Below are 24,997 nucleotides of genomic sequence, written 5' to 3' on the forward strand. Positions count from 1 at the left end.
TGTCAGCCGAGAAGATTCACCGGATTGAAGAGATCGGCGATCAGGAGCAGTGCGCCCATCGCGATCAGCAGGACCGCGACCACCACGGTCAGCGGCACCAGCTTGGTCGCATCGACCGGTGCAGGAGGGGGCCGCCGGAAGAGCTTCGCCCAGGCCCGTTTGATCCCATCCCACAGGGCGACCACGATGTGCCCTCCGTCGAGTGGGAGCAACGGGATGAGGTTGAACACGAACAGGGCGACGTTGAGCGAACCGAGCAGTCCGAGCAGGATCGCGAAGCGATTGAGGACGGGGGCATCCGTCGCCGCGACCTCACCCGCCAGGCGCCCGACACCGACCACGCTCAAGGGTCCGTTCGGATCCCGCTCACCCCCGGTCACCAGGGAGACGCCGATGTCCCAGAGCCGCACGGGGAGCGTGACGAGCAACGAGCCGACCCTGGCGACGTTCTCCGCCGCCATCTGCGGTCCCGCACTCAGCGGCTGCTGCACGTATCCCATCTGCGATCCCATGCCGACATAGCCGACCTCCTTGACGACGGGATCACCGGCGTCGTCCAGGATGGGCTGACCCGAGGCATCCGTGATCGTGCGCTCGGCGGCCACCGGGGTGATGCTCAGGCTCTGCTCGGTGCCGTCCCGCAGGACCACCAGGTCGAGCGTCTCACCGGGCGCCGCCTGCACGATCGCCGTCGCCTCCGCGAAGTCCGACACCGGCTGGCCGTCGACGGAGACGAGCACGTCCCCCGGCTTGATCCCGGCTTCCGCAGCGGGCGACTTCGGGTCGTCCGCGGTGCACTCGGTCTGGGTGGATCCTGCGGGGACGACGCACTCGGTGACCGAAGCGATCGTCGTCGTCCCTTGCTGGACGCCGATACCGGACACCAGCACCGTGAAGATGACGGTCGCCAGGATCAGGTTCATCAGCGGGCCGCCGAACATCACGATGACGCGCTTCCACACGGGCAGACGGTAGAAGACTCGGTCCTCTGCGCCTTCCGCGATGGTCTCGTCGTTGGCGGAGCGCGCGTCCTGGATCAACGACCGGAACACGCCGGATGCGGGACCGGTGCTCTTCGACGGCGGGTACATCCCGGACATCGAGATGAAGCCACCGAGCGGCAGCGCCTTGAACCCGTACTCGGTTTCCCCGATCCGCTTCGACCACAGACGCGGCCCGAAGCCGATCATGTACTGGCCGACGCGCACGCCGAAGAGCTTCGCGGGGACGAGATGGCCGACCTCATGCAGGCCGATCGACAGGCCGAGGCCGATCAGCATGAAGAGGATGCCGCCCAGATAGAGCAGGAATTCCACGTGCCAACGCTACTGCCCCGAGCTAGGAATCCGCCCGGCACGCTCGTCCCGGCTAGGCTGTGAGCGTGAATGCCCGGCAGCTGCGACTCGTGCGCGCCGCCGCCGTCTCCTCCATCGCGACGCTGCTCGCCGGTGTCTCCCACACGCTCGGCGGAGGTTCCGCCCCTCATCCGCTGCTGATCCTCGCGGTCGCCACACTCGTCACGCCGCTGTCCGCACTGCTCATCGGTGCCCGCCCCTCGCGTGGCCGGGTCGCGGTCACCGTCCTTCTCGCACAGGCGGCCTTCCACGTGCTGTTCCAGGTGCTGGGCTCCCCGGTCGCGTCATCGTCCCCCGGCGGGCTCGGCCACGTGCACCACCTCGATCTCGCGCTGCTCGCCTCCACGCCGTCCGCATCGGCCGCCGGTGCCCCCATGCTCGTCGCCCACGTCGTCGCCGCCGTCCTCACCATGCTCCTGATCTGGCACGGCGAAGCGGTCGTGCGAGCGGTGGCCCGTTGGGTCGAGGCCCTTCTCCGGCGTTCCGTCACGACCACCCCGACCGACCACCGCAGGCCGTCCGGACTGCGTTCCCTCGATCTTCCTGTCCTCGAAGTCGCTTTCGCGGCCGCCGTGACGCGACGGGGTCCACCCGCGCTCATCCGCGACTGATCCGCACCGATCCGTCGCACGGAGTCCGCTGCTCGTTCCCGAGCGGCCTCACCCCTTCGCGGATTCGCGCCGTCCGGCGCGCCCGCACATCGAGCACCAGGAGATACATCATGTCCCGCAACACCCCCTCTCGCACGCGCCGCACCGTCCTCGCCACCACCGGCTTGCTCAGCGGTGCGCTCCTCGCCCTCGCGGTTCCCGCCATGGCGAGCGCCCATGTGGGCGTCAGCCCCGATGAACTCGTCGCCGGAGACCACGGCGTCCTGACCTTCTCCTTCTCGCACGGCTGCGAGAATTCGCCGACCACCGCCCTGCGCATCACGATGCCCGAGGGTCTCGCCTCCGTCGCGCCGACGATGGACGGCGACTGGAACATCGAGGTGGAGCGTGGGGACGACGGCCTCGTCAGCGCGGTGACCTACACCGCTGTCACACCGGTGCCGAACGACCTCCGCGGTGCGGTGAGCATGTCGGTCGGGCTCGACGAGAGCACCCCCGACACCCTGGCGTTCCCCGTCGTGCAGGAGTGCGTCGAGGGGTCGACCGAGTGGACGCAGCTCGCCGAGAACGGGGAGGACCCGCACAGTCTCGACGCACCGGCGCCGGTAGTGTCCGTCACGGAGGCCGCAACCTCGGGTCACGGTGACCACGAGGCTGCCGATGACCACGAGGCTGCTGAGACGACGGAGGAGAGCACCCCGGCCGCTGCGAGTGACCCCGTGGGCATCGCCCTCGGCGCCGGCGGGCTCGTGGCCGGTGTCGCGGCTCTCGTCGTCGCGGTCCTCGCCTACCGCCGAAAGGCCTGACGCCGCGCACGACTCCTCGCGCGCTGTGTTCCGGGCGTGCGGGGAGTCGTGCCGCAGGAGGGTTCGCCGCGCCGTCATGAGATCATGGATGCGACATGTCGATTGAACAACAACCGAGCCTGCCTCCCGTGCTCCGCCCCGCGAACCCGCCCCGGCGTGAGCTGTCCGAACTCGCTTCCCGTTTCGCCCGTTCCGTACGCGGCGACATCGACGGGATCACCCTCTCCGGCATCACCTTGGCCACGGCGGACCTCCGTCCGGGTGAGGCCTTCGTGGCGATTCAGGGGGTCAACCGTCACGGCGCGGACTTCGCGCTCGCCGCTGCCGAGAAGGGCGCCGTGGCCGTCATCACGGACGAGCCGGGAGCGGCCATCGCGGAGTCCGCAGGGCTGCCGATCATCGTGGTCGACGACCCCCGCGCCGTCCTCGGCGACCTGAGCGCCTGGGTGTACGGCACGGGCGCCGATGATCCGTTGCCGCTGCTGTTCGCGACGACGGGGACCAACGGGAAGACCAGCGTCTCGCACCTCCTCGAGGGGATCCTCGACCAGCTCGGGGTCGTGACCGGGCTCTCCTCCACGGCAGAGCGCCACATCGCCGGGGAGGTCATCGTCTCCCGACTGACGACGCCCGAGGCATCCGAGATGCATGCCCTCCTCGCCCTCATGCGAGAACGAGCGGTCGAAGCGGTGGCCGTCGAGGTCAGCGCTCAGGCGCTGTCCCGGCACCGCGTCGACGGTCTCCGTTTCGACGTCGCCGGCTTCACCAACCTCAGCCATGATCACCTCGACGACTACGCCGACATGGAGGAGTACTTCGAGGCCAAGCTGCCGCTGTTCCGACCCGACCGTGCGAAACGCGGCGTCATCTGCCTCGACTCGCTGTCCGGGGCGATCGTGGTCGAACGCGCAGAGATCCCCGTGGTGACCGTCGGAACACCGTCGATCGCAGCCGACCCCGCCGTGGCCTCCGCGGCGGACTGGGTCGTCGTGATCGACGACGAGCGAGCGGCCGGCACCACGTTCACCATGACCGGCCCCTCCGGTTCACTCACGACGACGGTCCCCGTCATCGGTCCGCACATGGCCGCGAACGCCGCGCTCGCGATCGTCATGCTCCTGGAGGGCGGCTACGCGTGGGACCGCATCGTCACGGCGCTCGCTCAGGACGACGGCATCCGCGCCTATCTCCCCGGCCGCACACAACTCGTGTCCGGCGAGCGGGGTCCCGCCGTGTTCGTCGACTTCGGGCACTCCCCCGACGCGTTCGAGAAGACGCTCGCCGCCGTCCGTCGGGTGACACCGGGCCGAGTGCTGATGCTGTTCGGCGCCGACGGAGACCGCGATGCGAGCAAGCGGTTCGACATGGCGCGCACGGCAGTCGAAGGCAGCGACATCCTCGTGGTGACCGATCACCATCCGCGGTTCGAGGATCCGGCATCCATCCGCGCCACGCTCATCGCCGGCGCGCGACAGGCACGGCCCGACGCGGAGATCCACGAAGCCTCACCGCCCGAGAACGCGATCATCACCGCTGTCGGACTGGTCGGCGACGGCGACGCGATCCTCTGGGCCGGCCCCGGCCACCAGGACTACCGCGACATCCGCGGCGTCCGCACGCCCTACTCCGCCCGTGAACTCGCCCGTCGCGCCTTGCGTGCGGCGGGATGGCCGGTTCCGGAGCCGCGCTGGCCCGTTCCCTACCCCGACGAGGACTGACCTCGTCGGGGCGGCGCCGGTCGCTCCGACCCAGGCTCAGCCCGCCGCGATGATCCGATCGGCCGTCTCGCGCGCCCAGGTCTCGGCCGCCGCGAGCGTCTCGACGGTCAAGGCGTCGGGAGCGTCATGGGCGTCGATGACGCGGGCGATCGTGTCGACGATGCCGAGGAACGACAGCCGTCCCTCGTGGAACGCGTCGACGGCCTGCTCGTTGGCGGCGTTGTAGACCGCGGGGAACGTCCCGCCGGCGCGACCGACCGCCTTCGCCAGGGCGACGGAGGGAAAAGCCTCTCTGTCGAGCGGTTCGAACGTCCAGGACGTCGCTTGCGTCCAATCCAACGGCCGTCCGACGCCCCCGACACGGTGCGGCCAATCCAGCCCCAGGGAGATGGGCAGGCGCATGTCGGGCGGTGACGCCTGCGCGATGGTCGAACCATCGACGAACTCGACCATCGAGTGCACGATCGACTGCGGATGCACGACGACCTCGATGTCGTCGTAGGCGACGTCGAAGAGCAGGTGTGCCTCGATCACCTCGAGCCCCTTGTTCACCAAGGTCGCCGAGTTCGTCGTGACCATGCGCCCCATGTCCCAGGTCGGGTGCGCCAGAGCCTCGGCGGGGGTCACCTCGGTGAGTTCTGCGCGGGAGCGCCCTCGGAACGGGCCGCCGGATGCGGTCACCACGAGGCGCCGCACCTCGGCGTGGGTGCCGGCGAGGAGCGCTTGCGCCAACGCCGAGTGCTCGGAGTCGACCGGGACGATCTGCCCCGGCGCTGCAGCGGCCAGGACGAGGTCACCGCCGACGATCAAGGATTCCTTGTTCGCCAGCGCGAGAGTGCGCCCCGCGTTCAGCGCGGCCAGCGTCGAGCCGAGACCGATCGAACCCGTGATGGCGTTGAGAACGACGTCGGCCTCGACGTCGCGCACGAGCTGCTCGGCGTCGACGGCTCCGAGCGCCGTGTGCTCGACGCGGAATTCCTCAGCCTGCGCCTCCAGCATCTCGCGGTTGGATCCTGCGGCGAGACCGACGAGTTCGAATCGCCGGGGGTTGGCGCGGATGACATCCAGCGCCTGGGTGCCGATGGAGCCGGTGGAGCCGAGGACGATGATGCGACGCATGACGCCAGCCTAGGACACGTCCTGGATACCGCCCCTGCTACTGCTGGACGGGCGTGGTGGCGAGGATGTCCACGACGAAGACGAGGCTCTCCTTCTGGAGCTCGTGACCTTCACTCGCGCCGTAGCCGTCGGACGGCGGCATCACGACGATGACCTGCGAGCCGACCTTCTGCCCTTCGAGAGCCTTCTGGAAGCCCGCGACGACGCCGGTGGTCTGGAACTGTGCCGGTGCAGCGTCGCGGCTCCAGCTCGAGTCGAACTCCTCACCGTCCGACCACTTGACGCCCAGATACTGCACGACGACGAGGTCGCCGGCTCCGACGGTCGGTCCGTCGCCCTGCGTGAGGACAGCGACCTTGGTCTCGGTCGGTGCGTCACCCTCGGGGATCTTGATCGAGGGCTTGCCGTCATCATCGAGCGTGACCGTCGGCATGCCGGGGGTCGGGTCGACGGGGGTTCCGGTGGCGATTTCGGGCAGCTGCTCGACGGCCTGTGCGTAGACGACCACGTTGTTCGCGCCCTCGCCCAGCGCACTGCCGGGCAGCGAGAGCACGACGCGTGAGCCGACCGGCTCGCACTCGAGAGCGGCGACGAAGAGCGAGGACTGGTTGGTGTCGAGGAGCACGGGCAGCACCCCACCCTCGCCGCGAGCGGAAGAATCGAGCACCTCGTTGGTCGTCGCATCCACGATCTGGTACTGGACCGACACCAGGTCGTTGACGAGCACGTCGTCGCCGTCGCCCGCAGAGACGACCGTCCGCTCGACGCCCGCGAAAGCCGCGTCGGACGGGACGGTCACCTTCGTGTCGGCACCCTCTCCCTCGACGACGACGGCATCCGAGGTCTCACCCGGCTGCGCGTCCAGAGCACACGTGCTCGAAGCCGACGGGTCGGGCGTGCCGGAGCTCGACGGCGCGGAACTGCCGGAACAGCCCGCCAGCAGCAGGGTCGCCGCGGCGACGGCGGACAGGACGATGAGCGGACGCTTGCGCACAGTGGGACCTCGGGATCGCGGGCGGGACACCCCATCCTCCCCCATACCCCTTTGCCCCGGCTGGGAGGCGCGGCGGAACTCTTCATTCCCACACGAGCATGGATCCGGGAGTAACCTGCTCTGATGACCTCTGAGCAGTCCGTCGAGCCCGAATCGTCGCCCGCAGAGGGATCCTCGCCCGCTGAGACCGCGAAACCACGCCATGCCGGCTTCGCGTACACCCTCGGCCGCAGCCTCATCACCCCGCTCGCCCGCCTCGTGTACCGGCCGCGTATCGAAGGTCGCGATCGGGTGCCGCTGACCGGGCCCGTCATCTTCGCGAGCAATCACCTCTCGTTCATCGACTCGATCGCGATCCCCGTCGCCGCGCCCCGTCCGGTGCACTTCCTCGCGAAGTCCGCCTACTTCGAGGGCACCGGCTTCCAAGGCTGGATGAGCAAGACGTTCTTCGAGTCCATCGGAGCCATCCCGGTGCGACGCGGGGCCGGCCAAGCAGCACTGGACGCGCTGGATCTGCAGCGTCAGCTCCTCGATGAGGGCCTCGCGGTGGCGCTGTATCCGGAAGGCACGCGCTCCACGGACGGTCGACTCTACAAGGGCCGCACCGGTGTCGCCTTCCTCGCCTTGCAGACAGGCGCGCCCGTCGTCCCGGTCGGGCTGATCGGCACGGACAAGGTGATGCCCGTGGGGGCCAAGGTCCCGACGCTCTCGGAGCGCATCACGGTCCGCTTCGGCGAGCCACTCGATCTGTCTCCGCACGGTCCCGCGACGAGCGGACGGGCGCGCCGCCTCGCCACCGATGAGATCATGGCCGCGATCCACGGATTGTCGGGCCAGGAGCTCGCGGGAGCCTACAACGAGGCACCGGCGCAGAGCACCATCGAGAAGATCAAACAGGCACTCCCCCACGAACGTCGCTGACGGTCCGCCGCGTCTCTACGCGAGCGCGCTGACCTTCGCCTCGTGGCGCACGGGGAAGTTCATCGAGTTGGCGATGAAGCACCATTGGTTCGCCAACTCGTGCGCCCGCTCTGCGGCTTCGATCATCGACGCCTCCGCGACCACGACATCGGGGCGGAGCATCACCTCCACGAAGGCCCCTCCCCCTTTTCCGTCCTCGCGCATCATCCCGCTGGCGTCGTCGCTGTAGGAGACGACGACCACCCCCAGCGTCACGCAGGCATGCAGGTATGACAGCAGGTGGCACTCGGAGAGAGATGCCAGCAGCAGATCTTCCGGATTCCACCGTGCAGGGTCCCCGCGGAACGGTTTGTCGGCGGATGCGAGGAGCTCCGACTTTCCGCTGACTTCGATGGTCACGTCACGGCGGTAGTCGCGGTAGCCGGATGTGCCTGTTCCGAGATTGCCGGTCCACGTCGCGGTGAGTGCGTAGTGGTGTTCGCCGAGGGCGCGGGAAGTCGACTGTGCCATGTCGCCAGTCTGCCAGCCCCGTGCGACGTCGGCGGAGCGACCAGGCCTCCGGCGATAGAGTTGACGGGTGCTGGAGACTCTCACCATTCAGGATTCCGTGGAACTCGCCGTCGTCGAGCGGAGCGGTTTCGTCGAATCGCGTCACGTCGGAGCCGCGGTCGTGCTGTCCTCCGACGGTGATGTCATCGCCCGCCACGGCAACGTCGACGCCCTGATCCTCCCTCGTTCGAGTCTCAAGCCCCTGCAGGCCGTCGCCTGCATCACCGCCGGTGCCGTCTTGGAGGGCGAGCAGCTCGCCATCTCCACCGCGAGCCACGTCGGCACCGATCGGCACGCCTCCGTGGTGCGCGACATGCTCACCGAAGGCGGGCTGACCGAAGACCACCTCGGCTGCCCGGCGTCGTGGCCGACCGACTCCGCCAGCCGCGACGAACTCGTCCGCGAGCACGGCGAACCCTCGCCGGTACGGATGCCCTGTTCGGGAAAGCACGCCGCGATGCTGCGCGCCTGCGTGGCGACCGGCTGGCCGACGGACGGTTACCTCGACCCCGCTCATCCTCTCCAGGCGCACATCCGCGACGTCGTCGAGCGCCTGACGGGCGAGAAGGTGGCACACACGGCGATCGACGGCTGCGGCGCCCCCGTGCACGCGATCACGCTCACGGGCCTGGCGCGCTCGATCCATCGCATCGGCACGGCATCCGACCGTTCGCCGTTCGCCCTCCATCGGGTGGCGGGTTCTCTGGTCCGCGCAGTGCGGGAGAACCCCTGGGCGATCGAGGGCCCTGGTCGGCCCGACACCATCGCGATCGAGAAGCTCGGAGTGTTCGCCAAGTTCGGAGCCGAGGGCATCATGGTGATGGTCGCCCCGAACGGCACGACCGTGGCGCTGAAGGTCCTGGACGGAGCGACCCGCGCAGCGACGATCGTGGCCGCCACGCTGCTCGCCCGCTCAGGCGGCCTGAGTGACACCGACGTCGCGACGCTGGCGGAGGCTCTGCCCCTGGGCGTGTCCGGCGGTGGCTCGATCGTCGGGACCATCCGCCCGAGCGCCGCCATCTGAGGCGCGAGCGGTCGGCTCACGGGCTCTCGAAGATCCGCTGGTCCTCACGGCGTCAGCTCCGCGAGGATCACTCGGCGCGGCGGCTCCGCTCCCCGAACGGACCAGGCCCGTCCTGCATGCGACCGTGCAAAGGGCGGGAGTTCGCGGACCCCCGCGAGCTGCCGCAGGTCCGCCGGCTGCTCCGCTCGGATCACGACCTCTCCTTCGGCGCGGATGCGTTGCCACGACGACCAGTTGCGTTGCCAGGTCTCGGCATCGGCGATCAGGATGCGGTGACCGTCCGGCAGGGTCGGCTCTGCACCGACGAGAACCACTTCGAAGTCGGCGTGCGCGTCACGTAGCCGCGACGCTGTCGCCCTCGCGCCGGCGCTGACGATCGCGGTGACGGCGCACGACGGCGACCACGTCGTCATCGCGGGCGGCTCGATCGGGTCGATCGGCTCGCCGACGCCGTCGTGGTCGTCGTCGACCCAGGCGAGCTGGACCTCCCGGTCACCGATCCACGCGCGCCCGGGGCTGCGGTCGCGGAGGAACGCGGATGCCTCACCTCCGGCCGCGAGGTGCTCGACCCGAGTCGCCATGCGCAGGAGCGCGCGGCGCGGAAGTGCATCGAGGACGCGTCCCACCGCTCCCGTCGATCGGCCGGCGGTCACGGCGAACGTCGTCCCCGCGCCGGAGCGCAGCAGGTGTTCCCAGCGTTGGGCGAACTGCTGGCCGTAGTCAGGCGGGAAGCCCGCGACGAGCGCGTCGAGGTCGTCGCAGAGCACGAGAGCGGGGACCCGCTCCTCGCCCGAGCTCCATGCGTCGACGAGATCCCATGCGCCCTCGAGGTCTCGCGGCACCCAGACGGTGTCCGTGCCGGGGCTCTGCGCCGCGAGAACTCGCAGGGCCGTTGTGCGTCCCGATCCCGACGCCCCGAGGAACACCAGCCCCCGCTCCTGCCCGCAGTGCAACGTCTCCAGCGGTTGCATCTGCAGTGCCGGTTCGTCTGCCCGGCCGAGGATCACCGCGTCACCCGACGCGCGGTCAGGCGCCGTGAGCAGATCGCCGAGCGGAAGCCGCGAGGGAAGCGCCGGAAGCCACGGGCTGCGTGGTGGCACGGTCTCCGCCCAGCGCAATCCGATGCCGCGCAACTCGGTGGCTCCGGTGAGCGCGACTCGCACGGCGATCGGTTCCGAGTCTGAGGGTCGCCGCACGAGCCCGACCCCGCGAGAAGCAGCACCTCCGGGAAGCTCGGCCGCAGCATCGGTGCCGATCATCGCCCTGCTGTCGGCCGCGTCCCCCACCCGCAGACTGATGCGAAGCGGACAATTGGCGGCGAGTGCGTCTCGCACCACACCGGTGGCACGCTGCGTACCGAGGATGAGGTGCATGCCCAAAGCGCGTCCTCGGGCCGCCACATCGATGAACACCGCCCCGAGATCGGGGTGCTCGGCCAACAGCGCCGCGAACTCGTCCACGACGATGACCAACCGCGGAATCCCGACCTCACGCACATCCCGGGCCCCTGCGGCCGCCAAGAGCCCCTCGCGCCGGCGAAGCTCCGCTGTGAGGCTCGAGACGCCGCGCCGTGCGCCTTCCTCATCGAGGTCCGTGATCACCGCCGCGACCTGTCGCAGCGCCCTCAGCGGCTCGAAGGCCGTGCCACCCTTGAAGTCAGCCAGGAGGAAGATGACCCTGTCGGGGCCGTGGTGGGCAGCGATCGCGGTGACCCAGCTGACGAGCAACTCGCTCTTGCCCGTCCCCGTCGTGCCGGTGACGATGGCATGCGGACCGTCCTCGACGATGTCGAGCATGACATCGCCGTACGCGCTCCGTCCGATCGCCGCGGGCAGACCTTCGCCGGCGGGCGGCTGCTCCAGCTCGTGCAAGGAGACCACGTCCGGGAGCACGTCGGCGCCGTCGCTCCGCGCTGCGTGTTCTTCGGCGACCTGCCCCACTTGGGCGAGCGACAGGCACTCGACCGCAAGCGTCGACGTCCCGTTCGGCGTACGGAGGTTCGCTCGTCCTGGCTCGATGACGTCGATCACGGTGGTGATCCCCTCCGGCACCTCGGTGTCGGCGGGGACGAGCCAGATCAGCGCATCCGCCTCCACGCGACCGGAATCAGGCGTCCCGACGCCGAGGCGAAAGCCGCTTCGACGCGAACGTCGCGCATGCGGCAGCGCGGCGAGGCCGCAATCGTCGAGAGCGGTGCCCACCAACGACAGCTGTGCGGCACCGAAACGCAGACCGAGCTGCACCACCAACGCCCGCGCGACGGCGAAGATCACCGGTCGCGCCCCGCGTATGCAGACGCCCCCACCCAGCCGGACCACGATCGGCGCGTCGTCGAGGACGCCGGACCGCTGGCGGAAGTCGCGGCCACGGCTGTCGTCTCCCCCGCTGCAACGGACCCCGCTCGCGACGCTGCCGGTGCCCACGACGAGGGAGGTCTCCGCATCGGGCGGCTGTGCCCCGCGGAGGGGCGGCTGCGTGAGGCAGACGGAAGCGTCGGGCAGACGGAGCCACAGCGCTTCACGCTCAGCCCGATGGCGGCGGATCAGGTCTGCGTCGGCCGCGGCCCAGTTCCGCTCCGCATCAGCCTCACTCTGCCGACGTTCGCGGCGGCGGTTTCGGGCCGCATCGAGGAACGATGCCGCCATCATCAATGGGCCCAGTGCCGCGAAGCAGAGCGCGAACAGCGAACCGGTGATCAGCCACAGCGCCACACCCCCGACCACCGGGACGACGGCCGCCAGAAACGGCAGCGGAGCGCGGCGAGAGGCTGCGGGGGCCGCCGGGAGAATGATCGGAAGAGATTCCATGCCACCCAGTGGACCGCACGGACGTCAGAGGAACGGCGCTCTCCACAGCGCTGAGCGACTATTCCGAGGTGTCTTCGGGTGGGGAGGAGGAGTCGTTGTCGTCCTCGATCTGGACGATGATGAGCGTCACGTTGTCACGCCCACCGTTCTCCAAGGCGGCCGCGAGCATGGCATCGACGCCTGCCCCTGGGTCGCTGTTGGCCCGGAGGAAGTGCTGGATCCCGTAGTCGGTGAGCTCTTTCGTGAGCCCGTCGGAGCAGATCACGAACCGATCCCCCGCGCGCACGTCCACGGTGACGTAGTCCGGTGCGGTGAGTTCGCTCGCCCCCACTGCCCGCGTGATCACGTTGCTGTACGGATGCCCTTCCGCCTCCTCGGGGCTGAGCTTGCCCGCCGCGATCAGCTCCTGGACGACGGAGTGATCCGTCGTCACCTGTACGAGCCGGTCATCGCGGAGCAGATACACCCGCGAGTCCCCGATATTCAACGCCACCCAGTGCGCATCTTCGCCGTCACCGACCAGGAAGACACCCGTGAGCGTGGTGCCGGTGCCTTCGTCGGTCGTCTCCGGGTGGTCGGCGATGTCAGCCACGGCCAACTCGAGTGCTTTCTCGATCGCAGGCCCGTTGACCTCACCGGCAGCGACCACGGCTTGGAGCCGCGCGACGGTGCTGCTGCTCGCGATCTCGCCGCCGGCATGGCCCCCCATGCCGTCCGCGACGATGAAGAGCGGGTACTCGGCGAGGAACGCGTCCTGATTGATCTCGCGGCGGCGACCAAGGTCGGTGGCCCCTGCCCAGGACAGCAGCAGAGGGCGCTGCGCAACCGTGACGCGATGCGTCTTCGTCTCAGCCACGTACTGCCTCCGATGGGCCTGCGACGGATCGGGCGACCGCAGGATACTCACACATCGTAGTAGAACTCCCCCGCACTGCGATCACACTCGTGCACCCGGGTCTGCGGGCAGCGGGAACAGACGGTCGATGATCGCGAGGTCGGCGGCGTCCGGACGCCAGGCATCACCCGCTGCTGCGTTGGCTTCGACCTGCTCCGCCGATGTCGCTCCGGCGATGACACTGGAGACCGCCGGGTGCGCGAGGAGCCACCCGAAAGCCGCCTGCAGCATCGTGATGCCGCGGTCGTCACAGAACCGCCGGAAGTCCTCGAGCGCCTCCCACGGAGCGTTCTCCCAGACATGCCTTCGTGCGGACATGATCCTGCTCGACGCAGGCCCACCGTCACGCGTGAACTTTCCGGTGAGGAGACCGTTGTGCAGCGGGAAGTAGGGGAAGAAGCCCAGCTCGTACCGCTCGGCGGCGGGGAGGACTTCGCGCTCCGCGGCACGCGCCAGCAACGAATAGTGGTTCTGCGCGGAGATGAACCGTCCGGACGAACGCGCACGGGTCGTGAACTCCGCCTCGGCGATCTCCCATCCGCGGAAGTTCGAGTGCCCGAAGTAGCGGATCTTCCCCTCGCGCACGAGTTCATCGAGCGCGTCGGTGGTTTCCGCGATCGGCGTCTCCGGGTCAGGCAGGTGCAGTTGGTAGAGATCGATCCAGTCGGTGCGCAGGCGACGCAGGGACTCCTCGACGGCGCGGCGGATGTACCGACGGGAGCCGCGGGCGGCAGGGAACGCGTACCCCATGTCCCGCTCGTGGCCGAACTTGGTCGCGAGCACGACGCGATCGCGCCGCCCTTCGAGCGCTTCGCCCATCAGGGTCTCGCTCGCGCCGGCCACCGCACCGTACATGTCGGCCGTGTCGAAGAACGTGATGCCGTTCGCGAGCGCCGCGTCGATCACCTCTCGCGTTCCGGCAAGGGTCTCGGTGGCCGTCCCTGCGCGCCCGAAGTTGTTGCAGCCGAGGCCGGTCGCGGAGACGAGAAGACCGGATGCGCCGACTCGGCGCTGCGTCAAGACCATGTCTCCACGTTAGCGTCCGCTCGGGCCCGGAGACGATCACACACAGCACAGAGCCCCCGACCGAAGTCGGGGGCTCTGTGTCAGACGGTCACGCCGGAGGCTGCGTGGGATCGTTCGGCGATGCGGGCGGAGCTGCAGGAGGCGCCGGCGGAGCTGCGGGCGGTGCCGGCGGACCGGCAGGAGGTGCCGGCGGAGCGGCAGGAGGGGCCGCGGGAGGTGCCGGAGGCGTCGTGGGAGGAACCGGGGGAACCGGGGCTCCGGTCGCGGGCGCGGCAGGGCCTGCCGGCGGTGCGTACCCGGGCTGGGCCGGCGGCGCATAGCCCGGCTGCGCGGGCGGAGCGTATCCCTGCGGCGCACCGTAGCCAGGCTGCGGGGCTGCAGCGGCCGGCTGGACGGGCACGCCGTTCCAGACCGTCCGGTCGCCGAGGAAGCCGTTCGAAGCCCACGATGCCGGCTGGATGTTCGGGTTCCAGCGAGACTTGTCGAACGCGTTGATACCGAGCCACACGATGCTCAGGAACACGTAGAGGACGACCCAGACGGCGTCCTTCTGAAGCTTGAGGCCGATGCGCCAGGCCGCGATCGCGGAGAAGACTCCGAGAGCGAGCGAGAACGCGTAGCCGATGCCGATCCAGCTGAGCAGCGCGGCACCAGCGATTCCGTAGAGGACGAGCCACGGGCTCAGGTCACCGAGCTTGAAGAAGATCATCGCGTTGTAGACGGGCACCCACGCACGCCACTTGCCCTCGACACCTGCTTTGTCGAAGATCTTCATCAAGAAGAGAGAGCCCAGCACGTACCCGGCAAGACCGATGATGACGCTGAAGATGACGATGCCGAAAACTACGGCGAGGTATCCCGAGTCGTAATAGGAGTCCATGATCCCCTCCGGATCTGAATGTACGGACGCGATTGACGCCGCGACACCACACTAGCGGTGCGCGCGATCCCCGGGCAACGAGGTCTGCGGAAGCGCGTCAGCGCCCGAAAGCGCCCGCTACTCCGCGACGACGAGTTCGATGGTGCCCGGATGATCGGTGTCGCGGAGCGTGATCCCCCGCGACTGCGCCCACGTGCGGAAGCCACGAAGAGAGGAGCTTCGGGGCCGATCCTCGGCGAGGGCGCGGACGAGCAGCCCCTTCGACTTCTTGTTGAAGTGGTTCAATGCCCTGCCGTGCTCGGTCACGACCCGCACGTACGCCGACGGCACGCTGTCCGGAACCGGCCCCAGAGCGACATACGCCTCGCTGCGAAGATCGAGCACGAACGACGGAGCGGTATCCACGAACGCCGCAGAGGTCGCATCGGCCCAATGGCGCCGCAGCGCGGGAAGTCCGGGGAGCGAGGTTCCCGCAGCGAGACGATAGGTCGGTATCGGATCGAGGGCGCCGACCGGACCGAACGGTGCGCTGTGGATCCAGACATGGTCGCCCAACCACCGGCGGGACGCCGTCGGGAGAGACGGGGCGTCGAGCGCGTCGAACAGGACGCCCGTGTACCGGTCGACGGCGGGCATCGTCGGTGCCGTCCGCAGTCGCCGGTTGTGGGCGACATCACCGGCCTGACGCTCACTCAGCTTCAGCACACGCCGCGACTCCTGCTCGTCGGCTGCGAGATCGACGAGCGCATCCAGCACGGCGGCGCGGTGCGGGGCCAGACCGGGCAGGGCCAACGAGGGCAGGTCGAGCGGGACGTCGACGCCCCCCTCTCGCTTCGTCTCGGACGGAGGGAGCAGGATCTTCATGAAACCTCGGTGGATGCAGACGCGTCCGCCTCGGGACCCGAGCGGGTACCGAGGCGGACGCGTCGAAAGGAGAAAGCTAGGCGATGAGAGCCGCGTTGCCGGCCACGATCGTCAGGGTGTCGCCCTCCATCGAGAGGAAGCCGTCCTGCGCGTTGGCCAGCACCTTGGTGCCATCCGACTGCGTGATGCGAACCTGCCCCTCGGCGAGGATGGCCAGCACCGGCTCGTGGCCGCTCATGAAGCCGATCTCACCCTCGACGGTCTTGGCGACCACGAGGCTCGCCTCTCCCGTCCAGACCTCCGCATCCGCGGAGACGAGGCTGACATGCAGCGCCATGGTCAGCCGTTCTCCTTCTGGATCTTCGCCCACTGCTCTTCGACGTCGGAGATACCACCGACGTTGAAGAAGGCCTGCTCGGCGACGTGGTCGAAGTCACCACGGGTGATCGCATCGAACGACTCGATGGTCTCCTTGAGCGGGACGGTCGAACCCTCGACACCCGTGAACTTCTTGGCCATGTAGGTGTTCTGCGAGAGGAACTGCTGGATACGACGTGCGCGCGACACGACGATCTTGTCTTCCTCGGAGAGCTCGTCGACACCGAGGATCGCGATGATCTCCTGCAGCTCCTTGTTCTTCTGGAGGATCTGCTTGACGGTCGTCGCGACGCGGTAGTGGTCCTCGCCCAAGTAGCGGGGGTCCATGATGCGCGACGTCGAGGTCAGCGGGTCGATGGCGGGGTACAGACCCTTCGAGGCGATCTCACGAGACAGCTCGGTCGTGGCGTCGAGGTGGGCGAAGGTGGTCGCCGGAGCCGGGTCGGTGTAGTCATCGGCCGGCACGTAGATCGCCTGCAGCGAGGTGATCGAGTGACCACGCGTCGAGGTGATGCGCTCCTGGAGCACACCCATCTCATCGGCGAGGTTCGGCTGGTAACCCACGGCCGAGGGCATGCGGCCCAGCAGCGTCGAGACCTCGGAACCGGCCTGCGTGAAGCGGAAGATGTTGTCGATGAAGAGCAGCACGTCCTGCTTCTGCACGTCACGGAAGTACTCCGCCATCGTCAGAGCCGACAGCGCGACGCGCAGACGCGTCCCCGGCGGCTCGTCCATCTGGCCGAAGACGAGGGCGGTCTTGTCGAAGACGCCCGCCTCCTCCATCTCGTGGATCAGGTCGTTACCCTCACGGGTACGCTCACCGACACCGGCGAACACCGACACACCACCGTGGTCCTGGGCGACGCGCTGGATCATCTCCTGGATGAGCACGGTCTTGCCGACACCGGCACCACCGAACAGGCCGATCTTTCCACCGAGCACATACGGCGTGAGGAGGTCGATCGACTTGATGCCGGTCTCGAACATCTGAGTCTTGGACTCGAGCTGGTCGAAGTTCGGAGCCTTGCGGTGGATGGGCCAGCGCTCGGTGACCTCGAAGGTCTCGCCGGGCTCGAGGTTCAGCACCTCGCCGATGACGTTGAAGACCTTGCCCTTGGTCACGTCACCGACGGGAACCGAGATGGCCTCACCGGTGTCGCGAACCTCCTGACCGCGGACGATACCGTCGGTCGGGTTCAGGGCGATGGCGCGGACGAGGTCGTCGCCGAGGTGCTGAGCGACCTCGAGCGTGATCTCGGTGGACTCTTCGCCCATCTCGATCGTCGTCTTCAGGGCGTTGTAGATGTCGGGGATCGAGTCGTGCGGGAACTCGATGTCGACAACCGGACCGTTGACGCGTGCGACGCGCCCGACGACCGCGGTCGCCGGCTGGTCAGCCGGAGCGGTGAGGGTCATTTTCGTCTCTTTCCTGATGGTCTATTTGCTCGAGAGGGCGTCGGCGCCGCCGACGATCTCCGCGATCTGCTGCGTGATCTCCGCCTGGCGCGCATTGTTACGCAGACGGGTGTAGTCGGTGATGAGCTTGTCGGCGTTGTCGCTGGCCGACTTCATCGCCTTCTGCGTCGCTGCCTGCTTCGCGGCGGACGACTGGAGAAGTGCGTTGAAGACGCGGCTCTGGATGTACACCGGCAGGATGGCGTCGAGGACGGTCTCGGCATCCGGCTCGAACTCGTACAGCGGGTAAACGGTGTTGCCCGCCTCCGACTCATCGGCTTCCGTGATCTCCAGCGGGAGCAGACGCACGGACTCCGGCGACTGCGTCATCATGCTGACGAAACGGTTGTACACGAGGTGGATCTCGTCGACGCCGCCGTCCTGTCCCCCGCGGGCGAAGGCTTCCAGCAGCGAGGCGGAGATCTCCTCGGCGGTGTGGAACGACGGGGTGTCGGTGTCACCGGTCCACTCCGCAGCGGCCGCGAGGCGACGGAACTGGAAGTATCCGACCGCCTTGCGTCCGATGAGGTAGAAGACCGGCTCCTTGCCCTGCTCGCGCAGGAGCTCCGCGACCTCGAGACCCTCACGGAGGATCTGCGAGTTGAAGGCTCCGGCGAGACCGCGGTCCGAGGAGAAGATCACGACCGCGGAGCGGGTGATGTTCTCGGACTCGCGGGTCAGCGGGTGATCCACGTTCGAGTGCGTCGCGACGGCCGATACGGCCCTCGTCACGGCTCGCGCGAAGGGGGTGGACGCCTTGACGCGTGCCATCGCCTTCTGGATGCGCGAAGCCGCGATGAGTTCCATCGCCTTCGTGATCTTCTTGGTCGTCTGAGCAGAAGAGATCTTCTGCTTGTAGACCCTGAGTTGAGCGCCCATATGTCAGTACCTCACGCGATTACGCGCGACGACCCTTGACGATCTTCTCCTGGTTGACGTCCTCAGCCTCAGCCGCAGCGTACTCCTCGTGACCGGGGGCGCCGATGGCGTGACCCTTGCCACCCTGGAATTCCAGGACGAAGGCATCCGTCTGCTTCTCGAGCTCGGCGACCGTGGCGTCATCGAGGACGTTCGTGTCGCGCAGAGTGTCGAGGACCTTGGTGTTGCGACGCAGGTAATCCAGGAGTTCGCGTTCGAAGCGCAGGACGTCTTCGACCTCGATCGTGTCGAGCTTGCCGTTGGTACCGGCCCAGATCGAGACGACCTGCTCTTCGACGGGGTACGGCGAGTACTGCGGCTGCTTGAGCAGCTCGGTCAGACGCGCACCGCGGGAGAGCTGACGACGCGAGGCCGCGTCGAGGTCGGACGCGAACATCGCGAACGCCTCGAGGGAGCGGTACTGCGCGAGCTCCAGCTTCAACGTTCCCGAAACCTTCTTGATCGACTTGACCTGCGCGTCACCACCGACTCGCGAGACCGAGATACCCACGTCGACCGCCGGACGCTGGTTGGCGTTGAAGAGGTCGGACTGGAGGAAGATCTGGCCGTCCGTGATGGAGATCACGTTGGTGGGGATGTACGCGGAGACGTCGTTCGCCTTGGTCTCGATGATCGGGAGACCCGTCATGGAACCGGCACCGAGCTCGTCGGAGAGCTTCGCGCAACGCTCGAGCAGACGGGAGTGCAGGTAGAACACGTCACCGGGGTATGCCTCGCGGCCCGGCGGGCGGCGGAGGAGGAGGGAGACGGCTCGGTAGGCCTCGGCCTGCTTGGACAGGTCATCGAAGATGATCAGCACGTGCTTGCCGCCGTACATCCAGTGCTGGCCGATGGCCGAACCGGTGTAGGGCGCGAGGTACTTGAAGCCTGCGGGGTCGGAAGCCGGAGCGGCCACGATCGTGGTGTACTCCAGCGCGCCGGCCTCTTCGAGCGCGCCCTTCACCGAAGCGATGGTCGAACCCTTCTGGCCGATGGCGACGTAGATGCAGCGAACCTGCTTGCTGACGTCGCCCGACTCCCAGTTGGCCTTCTGGTTGATGATCGTGTCGATCGCGATCGCCGTCTTGCCGGTCTGGCGGTCGCCGATGATGAGCTGACGCTGACCACGGCCGACGGGGATCATCGCGTCGATGGCCTTGATGCCGGTCTGCATCGGCTCGTGCACCGACTTGCGCTGCATGACGCCCGGGGCCTGGAGCTCGAGGGCGCGGACGCCCTCGGTCTCGATGGCGCCGAGGCCGTCGATCGGGTTGCCGAGCGGGTCGACCACACGACCCAGGTAGCCGTCGCCGACCGGAACCGAGAGGACCTCGCCGGTGCGGGTGACTTCCTGTCCGGCTTCGACACCGGTGAACTCGCCGAGGACGACGACACCGATCTCGTGCTCGTTGAGGCTCTGCGCGAGGCCCTTGGTGCCGTCCGCGAAGATGACGAGCTCGTTCGCCATGACGCCGGGCAGTCCCTCGACGTGCGCGATGCCGTCTGCGGCGTCGATGACGGTGCCGACCTCGGTCGCCCCGGCCCCGGAGGGCTCGTATGCGGCGGCGAAGTCCTTCAGCGCGTCACGGATGACGTCGGGGCTGATCGATAGTTCTGCCATTGTCTTCCCTTTGTATCTGGGTGCGCGGTTCCCCGCGCGAAGTCGTGTTAGCCCGCGAGCTTCTGGCGAAGGTCGGCGAGTCGTGCGGAGATGCTGCCGTCGATGACGTCATCGGCGATCTGCACACGCAGACCTCCGACGACGGCAGGGTCGATGACGACGTTGAGCGAGACCTGACCGTCATAGCGACGCGAGAGCGAGTCGCTGAGTCGGGTGCGCTGCGCGTCGCTGAGAGGTGCCGCGGTGTGCACCGTGGCGACCACGCGACCGCGCTGACTCGAGACGATGCTCATCGCCCGGTTCAGCAGTCGCCGGATCCGGCGTCCGCGCGGCTCGCGCACGAACGAGGTGATGATCAGCGTCGAGGCGGCGCTCGTGGAGCCCTCGGCCAGGAGGCGCTCGATGAGCGCGCTCTTGGCATCTTCTCCGCCGACGCGGCTGCCCAGAGCGAGCTCGAGCTCGGGGTTGGCGGCGATCACCCGGGAGAAGCCGAACAGCTCCCCCTCGATGTCGACGCCCGGCTCCGCGATCGCTGCCGCGCGGATCGCGAGCTCCTCGATACCGTCGACGAGCTCACCCGCGTTCGACCAGCGCTCAGCGACGACGGTCTTCAGAACGTCCTGAGCACCTGCGGAGAACCCGCCGAACACCGCGGTGACGACGTTCTGTCGTGCCACGGCGGGAGCGGAAGGGTCAGCAAGCGCGCCGCTCAGCTGGGACGACTCGCTCACGGCACGCGCGGCAGCCAGCAGCTCCCGTGCGGTGTCGAGAGAGAGGTCCTTCGCTGCGGCAAGCGTCTTGATGGATGCCGCGAGTGCCTGAGTGGTCGCGCTGCCCATTACTGAGCCGCCTTCTCGGATGACTCGAGCTCGGCGAGGAAGCGGTCGACGACGGCCGTCGCACGTGCATCGTCGGAGAGCGTCTCACCGACCACGCCACCGGCGAGGTCGATGGCGAGCGTTCCGACCTCGCTGCGAAGCGAGACGAGAGCGGTCTGCCGCTCGGCCTCGATCTGCGTGTGCGCGGTGGCGGTGATGCGAGCGGCCTCGGAAGCCGCAGCTTCCTTCGCCTCGGCGACGATCTTCTTGCCGTCCTCACGGGCGGCCTCACGGATCTCGCCGGCCTCGGTGCGCGCCTCAGCGAGCTGACGCGTGTACTCCTCGAGCGCAGCTTCAGCCTGCTTCTGAGCCTCGTCGGCCTTCGCGATGTTTCCCTCGATCGCGGCGGACCGCTTGTCGAGCATCGCCGTCAGACGCGGAAGCGCGAACTTCCAGACGACGAAGAGGATGACGATGAACCAGAGGCCCGACCAGATGATGTCGTACCACGCAGGGATGAGAGGGTTGTTCGGCTCACCCTCTGCTGCGAGGTTCGTGACAAGAGCGTTCAGCATCCTGTCTCCTTCAGAAGTCGGTGAGGATTACGGGAAGGGGATGAATGCGACGGCGATGCCGACGAACGCAAGCGCCTCGGTGAAGGCGATACCGATCCACATGAGGACCTGGAGACGACCGGCCAGCTCGGGCTGACGGGCGACACCCTCGATGGTCTTGCCGACGACGATGCCGACGCCGATGGCCGGGCCGATGGCTGCGAGGCCGTAGCCGACCGCTCCGAGGTGACCGTTGATTTCAGCGAGAACCGTAGTAGCGTCCACGGGTTTTTCCTTTCGTTGGGTGGGAAGGCTGATGCCTGCCCGCTCAGTGCTCTTCTGCGACCGCGAGCTGGATGTAGACCGCGGTGAGGACGGTGAAGACGTATGCCTGGAGGACGGCGACCAGAATCTCGAAGAGAGTGAAGGCGCCGCCGAAGGCGAGGGTTCCGACACCGAGCGCGGCCCAGCCGCCGCCTGCGGTGAAGAAGAAGAACTGGGTCGCGGAGAACGCGAGGACCAGGATCATGTGCCCCACGACGAGGTTCATGAGAAGACGCAGCGTCAGCGTGACGGGGCGGAGGATGAACGTCGAGATGAGTTCGATGACCGCGACGATCGGCATGGCGGCGACCGGCACACCCTGCGGGAACAGGGAGTTCTTGAAGAACTTGAAGCCGTGGCGCTTGATGCCGGCGTAGATGAAGGTCACATAGCTGACCACCGCGAGCGTGAGCGGAACCGCGATGATCGCGGTGCCCGGCATGTTCAGGAACGGGATGATTCCCGTGATGTTCATGAACAGCACCATGAAGAAGATCGTGGTGAGGATCGGCAGGAACCGATCGCCGTCCTTGCGCCCGAGCATGTCGTGGGCGACGTTGGTGCGGACGAAGCCGAGCCCCATCTCCACCAGGCTCTGGAAGCGTCCGGGGACGACCTTCATGCGGCGGGTTCCGAGCCAGAGGATCAGCACCACGGCGATCACCGCGAGCAACTGGACCAGGTGGATCCGGTTGACGGGGACGGGGCCGACGTGGAAGAGGATCTCCGGGAAGAAATCGTCGATCGAAGGGCCGTGGAACTCACCGTCGGAGGCAAGTCGGGGGGTCAGGGTCGCAGCAAGATTAAACAGCGCGGGCTCCAGCTTCGGGGCACCGGTCTAAACCGGGGCGACGATGGTCGGTGTGCTACACAGCGCAAGCGCTCGCGGGCGAGCGGCGGGCACGGTTCAACAGTATCAGAATCTGAGGGGACCCTAAGACCGCGGGGCCTCGTCGACGGGCCCTTCTCCGATGTCGTTCGCCCTTCCGGGGGCGCGGTCCTCCGGCACCTCCGTCGGAAGCGATATATCGCTTACGTTCGGCAGCCGCATGCGGGTGAGGACGATGACGTCGATCGCGAGCGACATCAGCACGCCGGCGACGATCGAGAGGAAGAAGACCATCGGGTGCAGCCACGGCTGCCCCGCGAGCAGGATCATCGCCACCACGAACAGACCCAGCTTCAGCAGCCACCCCCCGAGGACGATGGCGAAGAACAGCTGGACGTAGATCGGATCGCCGTACCAGCGGTTGGCGATGAGGATGCTGATCCCGGTGATGGCCAGGAAGAGCGCCGCGAGCAGCACGCCCAGCAGTCCGCTGACCAGCCCCTCCCCCTGGGCCACGAGGTAGCCGACGCCACCGGCGATGATCGCGAGCACGGCGGTGGCCACGCCCGATGCGATGAGTGTGCGCCGGAGGATCGGCGTGCTGGAAACGGGGCTCGGGCTCATCAGGACTCCACGGGTGTCGGGTCGGTTTCGGCGGCCGCGGGGTTCTTCCTGCGGCGGGTGGGGCTCAGGGTGACGACGAGGCAGGCGGCGATGCCCACGATGCCGAAGCCGACGCCCGGGAGGTACTGTCCCGGCCAGTCCTCCCGCGCACCGACGTACATCAGGAGGACGGCGATCGAGATGACGGCCGTCCACGCGTAGAAGATGAGGACTGCGTCGCGGTCCCGGTGCCCGAGGTCGAGCATCCGGTGATGCAGGTGCTTGCGATCGGGCGAGAACGGCGAACGCCCCGCACTCATGCGACGGAGCACCGCGAGCCCGAAGTCGAGCAGCGGCAGCAGGACGACGAGCAGGGGCAGCAGGATCGGCAGGAAGGCACCGACGAGCTGCGAACGTCCGAGACGCTCGGGGTCCAAGGCGGACGGGTCCATCTGCCCGGTGATGGCGATCGCCGAGGTCGCCATCAGCAGCCCGATCACCAGAGCGCCGGAGTCGCCCATGAAGAGCTTCGCCGGGCTCCAGTTCAGCGGGAGGAAGCCCAGGCAGGCACCGATCAGCACGGCGGCGAGGAAGGTCGACAGATTGAAGTAGCTGGAGGCGCCGGAGTCACGCGTGAAGATGTACGAGTAGGCGAAGAAGACACCGTTGGAGATGAGGCACACGCCCGCGACGAGACCGTCGAGCCCATCGATGAAGTTCACCGCGTTCATGACGATGACGATCGCGAACATCGTGATCGTGATGCTCAACCAGCTCGAGACCACGATGAGATCGCCGAAGGGCAGGGACAGGATCTGCAGCCCCCCGCCGACCGTGATGAGGCCGGCGGCCAGGAACTGCGCACCGAGCTTGATCATCCAGTCGATGTCCCAGAGGTCGTCCACGACCCCGATGATCGCGATCAGCAGCGAAGCGCCGAGGATCGACCACATCGTCTGCGGCGGGATCCAGATGCTCTGGAAGAACGGGTTGATGGCGGAGAACCCGAAAGCGGCCGCGATGCCGAGGAAGATCGCCACACCGCCGAGTCGCGGCGTGGGCGTGGTGTGCACATCACGCTCACGGATGCCGGGATACAGCTTGAAGCGAAGGCTCAGTCGCCAGACCGCCCAGGTCAGCGCGAAGGTGATCGCTGCCGTGAGGATGACCGTGGCGAGATACTGCTTCACGAATCCGCGTCCTGCTGCTCCTCCGCGTGCTCGTGCCCCTCGTGCTGCTCCTCCGGCTCGAGGAGGTCACCCAGCACGTCGTGCAGCTGTTCACGCGTCACCGCACCGTCGCGGAGGATGCGCACCGTTCCGGCATCTGCATCCCCACCCCGGCGCACAAGGGAGGTGGCATCGACGATCGTGGAGGCGATGCCGTCCTTGCTCAGTCCATCGGCGAGGTACACGGCGACACTGTCACCCAGCATCTTCTCCGCATCGAGCGCCGAGATCGCCGCCGCCCGTCCGGTGAGGTTCGCGCTGGACACCGCGAGCGGTCCGGTCTCGGCCAGGAGCTCCAACGCCACGCGGCCTTCCGGCATGCGGACGGCGACGGTCCCCTGGGTCTCGCCGAGGTCCCACACCAGCGAGGGCTGTGCGGGGAGCACGATCGTGAGCCCACCGGGCCAGAACGCCTCCACCAGCCGCTCGACCGGTTCCGGCACGGACTCGGCGAGGGCGGCGAGCGTCTCCTTCGTGCCGATGAGAACGGGCGGCGGCTGATCGCGACCCCTCCCCTTCGCATCGAGGAGCCGCTGCACGGCGGCCGGCGAGAAGGCGTCGGCAGCGACGCCGTAGACGGTATCGGTGGGCATCACGATGAGGTCGCCACGGCCGATCGCCTGGCGCGCATGGCGCATGCCGGCGAGCAGCTGCGATTCGTCGCGGCAGTCGAAGATGGTGGACATGACGGTTCGATTC

The 24,997-nt window shown here is 68.0% G+C and carries 25 protein-coding genes; 5 read left to right on the plus strand and 20 right to left on the minus strand.

Annotated elements, in window-relative coordinates:
* Positions 1 to 2: 2 nt before the first annotated feature.
* Positions 3 to 1,316 carry a M50 family metallopeptidase gene (locus ACLF6J_RS03865; protein WP_134353544.1) on the minus strand — a complete coding sequence of 438 codons (1,314 nt, stop codon included), beginning with the start codon at positions 1,314 to 1,316 and terminating at the stop codon, positions 3 to 5.
* A gap of 65 nt (positions 1,317 to 1,381) precedes the next feature.
* On the opposite strand from ACLF6J_RS03865, the gene ACLF6J_RS03870 reads away from it, so the two are divergent.
* From ACLF6J_RS03870 to ACLF6J_RS03880, 3 genes are all read left to right on the plus strand, one after another.
* On the plus strand, positions 1,382 to 1,966 hold the full coding sequence (locus ACLF6J_RS03870) for a hypothetical protein (RefSeq protein WP_131492132.1): 585 nt from the start codon (positions 1,382 to 1,384) through the stop codon (positions 1,964 to 1,966).
* Between the two features lie 110 nt (positions 1,967 to 2,076).
* Positions 2,077 to 2,772 carry a YcnI family protein gene (locus ACLF6J_RS03875; RefSeq protein ID WP_134353543.1) on the plus strand — a complete coding sequence of 232 codons (696 nt, stop codon included), beginning with the start codon at positions 2,077 to 2,079 and terminating at the stop codon, positions 2,770 to 2,772.
* 95 nt (positions 2,773 to 2,867) lie between these two features.
* The gene (locus tag ACLF6J_RS03880; RefSeq protein ID WP_208526539.1) at positions 2,868 to 4,490 is read left to right on the plus strand and encodes a Mur ligase family protein; all 1,623 of its coding nucleotides are present in this window, start codon (positions 2,868 to 2,870) and stop codon (positions 4,488 to 4,490) included.
* 36 nt (positions 4,491 to 4,526) lie between these two features.
* Here the strand turns inward: ACLF6J_RS03880 and dxr are convergent, their stop codons facing one another.
* On the minus strand, positions 4,527 to 5,609 hold the full coding sequence (gene dxr, locus ACLF6J_RS03885; protein WP_134353541.1) for a 1-deoxy-D-xylulose-5-phosphate reductoisomerase: 1,083 nt from the start codon (positions 5,607 to 5,609) through the stop codon (positions 4,527 to 4,529).
* 37 nt (positions 5,610 to 5,646) lie between these two features.
* Positions 5,647 to 6,633 (minus strand): FKBP-type peptidyl-prolyl cis-trans isomerase, encoded by a 987-nt coding sequence (locus ACLF6J_RS03890; RefSeq protein WP_244093645.1) that lies wholly within the window; start codon positions 6,631 to 6,633, stop codon positions 5,647 to 5,649.
* 93 nt (positions 6,634 to 6,726) lie between these two features.
* Between ACLF6J_RS03890 and ACLF6J_RS03895 the strand changes: the two genes are divergently transcribed.
* Positions 6,727 to 7,524: a lysophospholipid acyltransferase family protein gene (locus tag ACLF6J_RS03895; protein ID WP_047524516.1), complete on the plus strand. Its 798-nt coding sequence runs from the start codon at positions 6,727 to 6,729 to the stop codon at positions 7,522 to 7,524.
* 15 nt (positions 7,525 to 7,539) lie between these two features.
* Here the strand turns inward: ACLF6J_RS03895 and ACLF6J_RS03900 are convergent, their stop codons facing one another.
* Positions 7,540 to 8,034 carry an OsmC family protein gene (locus ACLF6J_RS03900; protein WP_134353540.1) on the minus strand — a complete coding sequence of 165 codons (495 nt, stop codon included), beginning with the start codon at positions 8,032 to 8,034 and terminating at the stop codon, positions 7,540 to 7,542.
* A gap of 67 nt (positions 8,035 to 8,101) precedes the next feature.
* On the opposite strand from ACLF6J_RS03900, the gene ACLF6J_RS03905 reads away from it, so the two are divergent.
* Positions 8,102 to 9,097 carry an asparaginase gene (locus ACLF6J_RS03905; RefSeq protein WP_134353539.1) on the plus strand — a complete coding sequence of 332 codons (996 nt, stop codon included), beginning with the start codon at positions 8,102 to 8,104 and terminating at the stop codon, positions 9,095 to 9,097.
* A 44-nt stretch (positions 9,098 to 9,141) separates the two neighbouring features.
* Here the strand turns inward: ACLF6J_RS03905 and ACLF6J_RS03910 are convergent, their stop codons facing one another.
* The 16 genes from ACLF6J_RS03910 to ACLF6J_RS03985 all read right to left on the minus strand — a co-directional run bounded on the left by ACLF6J_RS03910 (position 9,142) and on the right by ACLF6J_RS03985 (position 24,984).
* Positions 9,142 to 11,904 (minus strand): FtsK/SpoIIIE domain-containing protein, encoded by a 2,763-nt coding sequence (locus ACLF6J_RS03910; RefSeq protein ID WP_134353538.1) that lies wholly within the window; start codon positions 11,902 to 11,904, stop codon positions 9,142 to 9,144.
* Positions 11,905 to 11,962: 58 nt separating this feature from the next.
* Positions 11,963 to 12,760: a PP2C family protein-serine/threonine phosphatase gene (locus ACLF6J_RS03915; protein WP_134353537.1), complete on the minus strand. Its 798-nt coding sequence runs from the start codon at positions 12,758 to 12,760 to the stop codon at positions 11,963 to 11,965.
* A gap of 81 nt (positions 12,761 to 12,841) precedes the next feature.
* Complete coding sequence (locus ACLF6J_RS03920; RefSeq protein WP_134353536.1) at positions 12,842 to 13,825, minus strand: aldo/keto reductase; 984 nt, start codon at positions 13,823 to 13,825, stop codon at positions 12,842 to 12,844.
* 88 nt (positions 13,826 to 13,913) lie between these two features.
* Positions 13,914 to 14,705: a large exoprotein gene (locus tag ACLF6J_RS03925; protein ID WP_208526536.1), complete on the minus strand. Its 792-nt coding sequence runs from the start codon at positions 14,703 to 14,705 to the stop codon at positions 13,914 to 13,916.
* A 117-nt stretch (positions 14,706 to 14,822) separates the two neighbouring features.
* Positions 14,823 to 15,569, minus strand: coding sequence for a YaaA family protein (locus tag ACLF6J_RS03930; protein ID WP_134353535.1), 747 nt, complete (start codon positions 15,567 to 15,569; stop codon positions 14,823 to 14,825).
* Between the two features lie 76 nt (positions 15,570 to 15,645).
* Positions 15,646 to 15,906, minus strand: coding sequence for a F0F1 ATP synthase subunit epsilon (locus ACLF6J_RS03935; RefSeq protein ID WP_046748245.1), 261 nt, complete (start codon positions 15,904 to 15,906; stop codon positions 15,646 to 15,648).
* A gap of 2 nt (positions 15,907 to 15,908) precedes the next feature.
* A complete protein-coding gene (gene atpD / locus ACLF6J_RS03940) occupies positions 15,909 to 17,363 on the minus strand; it encodes a F0F1 ATP synthase subunit beta (RefSeq protein WP_047520474.1) in 1,455 nt (484 codons plus the stop codon).
* Positions 17,364 to 17,384: 21 nt separating this feature from the next.
* Positions 17,385 to 18,281 (minus strand): F0F1 ATP synthase subunit gamma, encoded by an 897-nt coding sequence (locus ACLF6J_RS03945; RefSeq protein WP_047520473.1) that lies wholly within the window; start codon positions 18,279 to 18,281, stop codon positions 17,385 to 17,387.
* Between the two features lie 19 nt (positions 18,282 to 18,300).
* Positions 18,301 to 19,941 (minus strand): F0F1 ATP synthase subunit alpha, encoded by a 1,641-nt coding sequence (atpA, locus tag ACLF6J_RS03950; RefSeq protein ID WP_047520471.1) that lies wholly within the window; start codon positions 19,939 to 19,941, stop codon positions 18,301 to 18,303.
* A gap of 47 nt (positions 19,942 to 19,988) precedes the next feature.
* The gene (locus ACLF6J_RS03955; protein ID WP_131492143.1) at positions 19,989 to 20,780 is read right to left on the minus strand and encodes a F0F1 ATP synthase subunit delta; all 792 of its coding nucleotides are present in this window, start codon (positions 20,778 to 20,780) and stop codon (positions 19,989 to 19,991) included.
* Complete coding sequence (locus ACLF6J_RS03960; RefSeq protein WP_047520467.1) at positions 20,780 to 21,334, minus strand: F0F1 ATP synthase subunit B; 555 nt, start codon at positions 21,332 to 21,334, stop codon at positions 20,780 to 20,782. Before ACLF6J_RS03960 ends, ACLF6J_RS03955 begins: the two co-directional genes overlap by 1 nt.
* Positions 21,335 to 21,361: 27 nt before the next feature.
* The gene (gene atpE / locus ACLF6J_RS03965) at positions 21,362 to 21,598 is read right to left on the minus strand and encodes an ATP synthase F0 subunit C (RefSeq protein ID WP_017830994.1); all 237 of its coding nucleotides are present in this window, start codon (positions 21,596 to 21,598) and stop codon (positions 21,362 to 21,364) included.
* Positions 21,599 to 21,641: 43 nt separating this feature from the next.
* Positions 21,642 to 22,310, minus strand: coding sequence for a F0F1 ATP synthase subunit A (gene atpB / locus ACLF6J_RS03970; protein WP_244093644.1), 669 nt, complete (start codon positions 22,308 to 22,310; stop codon positions 21,642 to 21,644).
* A 261-nt stretch (positions 22,311 to 22,571) separates the two neighbouring features.
* A complete protein-coding gene (locus ACLF6J_RS03975; protein ID WP_047520463.1) occupies positions 22,572 to 23,090 on the minus strand; it encodes a hypothetical protein in 519 nt (172 codons plus the stop codon).
* Entirely contained in the window at positions 23,090 to 24,259 is a 1,170-nt protein-coding gene (locus ACLF6J_RS03980) for an MraY family glycosyltransferase (protein WP_047520461.1), read from the minus strand. The genes ACLF6J_RS03975 and ACLF6J_RS03980 overlap by 1 nt, the downstream gene beginning before the upstream one ends.
* Positions 24,256 to 24,984, minus strand: a complete 729-nt coding sequence (locus ACLF6J_RS03985) for an L-threonylcarbamoyladenylate synthase (RefSeq protein ID WP_047520460.1) — start codon at positions 24,982 to 24,984, stop codon at positions 24,256 to 24,258. The genes ACLF6J_RS03980 and ACLF6J_RS03985 overlap by 4 nt, the downstream gene beginning before the upstream one ends.
* Positions 24,985 to 24,997: the final 13 nt, after the last annotated feature.

The sequence above is a fragment of the Microbacterium sp. IO18 genome, assembly GCF_049099505.1.
Lineage (GTDB): Bacteria > Actinomycetota > Actinomycetes > Actinomycetales > Microbacteriaceae > Microbacterium > Microbacterium aurugineum.

Excerpts from the sequence above, each read along its gene's own strand:
- ACLF6J_RS03875 (WP_134353543.1), top strand. The coding sequence starts at position 2,077 with ATGTCCCGCAACACCCCCTCTCGCACGCGCCGCACCGTCCTCGCCACC.
- ACLF6J_RS03880 (WP_208526539.1), top strand. The coding sequence starts at position 2,868 with ATGTCGATTGAACAACAACCGAGCCTGCCTCCCGTGCTCCGCCCCGCG.
- dxr (WP_134353541.1), bottom strand. The coding sequence starts at position 5,609 with ATGCGTCGCATCATCGTCCTCGGCTCCACCGGCTCCATCGGCACCCAG.
- ACLF6J_RS03895 (WP_047524516.1), top strand. The coding sequence starts at position 6,727 with ATGACCTCTGAGCAGTCCGTCGAGCCCGAATCGTCGCCCGCAGAGGGA.
- ACLF6J_RS03900 (WP_134353540.1), bottom strand. The coding sequence starts at position 8,034 with ATGGCACAGTCGACTTCCCGCGCCCTCGGCGAACACCACTACGCACTC.
- ACLF6J_RS03910 (WP_134353538.1), bottom strand. The coding sequence starts at position 11,904 with ATGGAATCTCTTCCGATCATTCTCCCGGCGGCCCCCGCAGCCTCTCGC.
- ACLF6J_RS03920 (WP_134353536.1), bottom strand. The coding sequence starts at position 13,825 with ATGGTCTTGACGCAGCGCCGAGTCGGCGCATCCGGTCTTCTCGTCTCC.
- ACLF6J_RS03925 (WP_208526536.1), bottom strand. The coding sequence starts at position 14,705 with ATGGACTCCTATTACGACTCGGGATACCTCGCCGTAGTTTTCGGCATC.
- ACLF6J_RS03930 (WP_134353535.1), bottom strand. The coding sequence starts at position 15,569 with ATGAAGATCCTGCTCCCTCCGTCCGAGACGAAGCGAGAGGGGGGCGTC.
- ACLF6J_RS03935 (WP_046748245.1), bottom strand. The coding sequence starts at position 15,906 with ATGGCGCTGCATGTCAGCCTCGTCTCCGCGGATGCGGAGGTCTGGACG.
- atpD (WP_047520474.1), bottom strand. The coding sequence starts at position 17,363 with ATGACCCTCACCGCTCCGGCTGACCAGCCGGCGACCGCGGTCGTCGGG.
- ACLF6J_RS03945 (WP_047520473.1), bottom strand. The coding sequence starts at position 18,281 with ATGGGCGCTCAACTCAGGGTCTACAAGCAGAAGATCTCTTCTGCTCAG.
- atpA (WP_047520471.1), bottom strand. The coding sequence starts at position 19,941 with ATGGCAGAACTATCGATCAGCCCCGACGTCATCCGTGACGCGCTGAAG.
- ACLF6J_RS03955 (WP_131492143.1), bottom strand. The coding sequence starts at position 20,780 with ATGGGCAGCGCGACCACTCAGGCACTCGCGGCATCCATCAAGACGCTT.
- ACLF6J_RS03960 (WP_047520467.1), bottom strand. The coding sequence starts at position 21,334 with ATGCTGAACGCTCTTGTCACGAACCTCGCAGCAGAGGGTGAGCCGAAC.
- ACLF6J_RS03975 (WP_047520463.1), bottom strand. The coding sequence starts at position 23,090 with ATGAGCCCGAGCCCCGTTTCCAGCACGCCGATCCTCCGGCGCACACTC.
- ACLF6J_RS03985 (WP_047520460.1), bottom strand. The coding sequence starts at position 24,984 with ATGTCCACCATCTTCGACTGCCGCGACGAATCGCAGCTGCTCGCCGGC.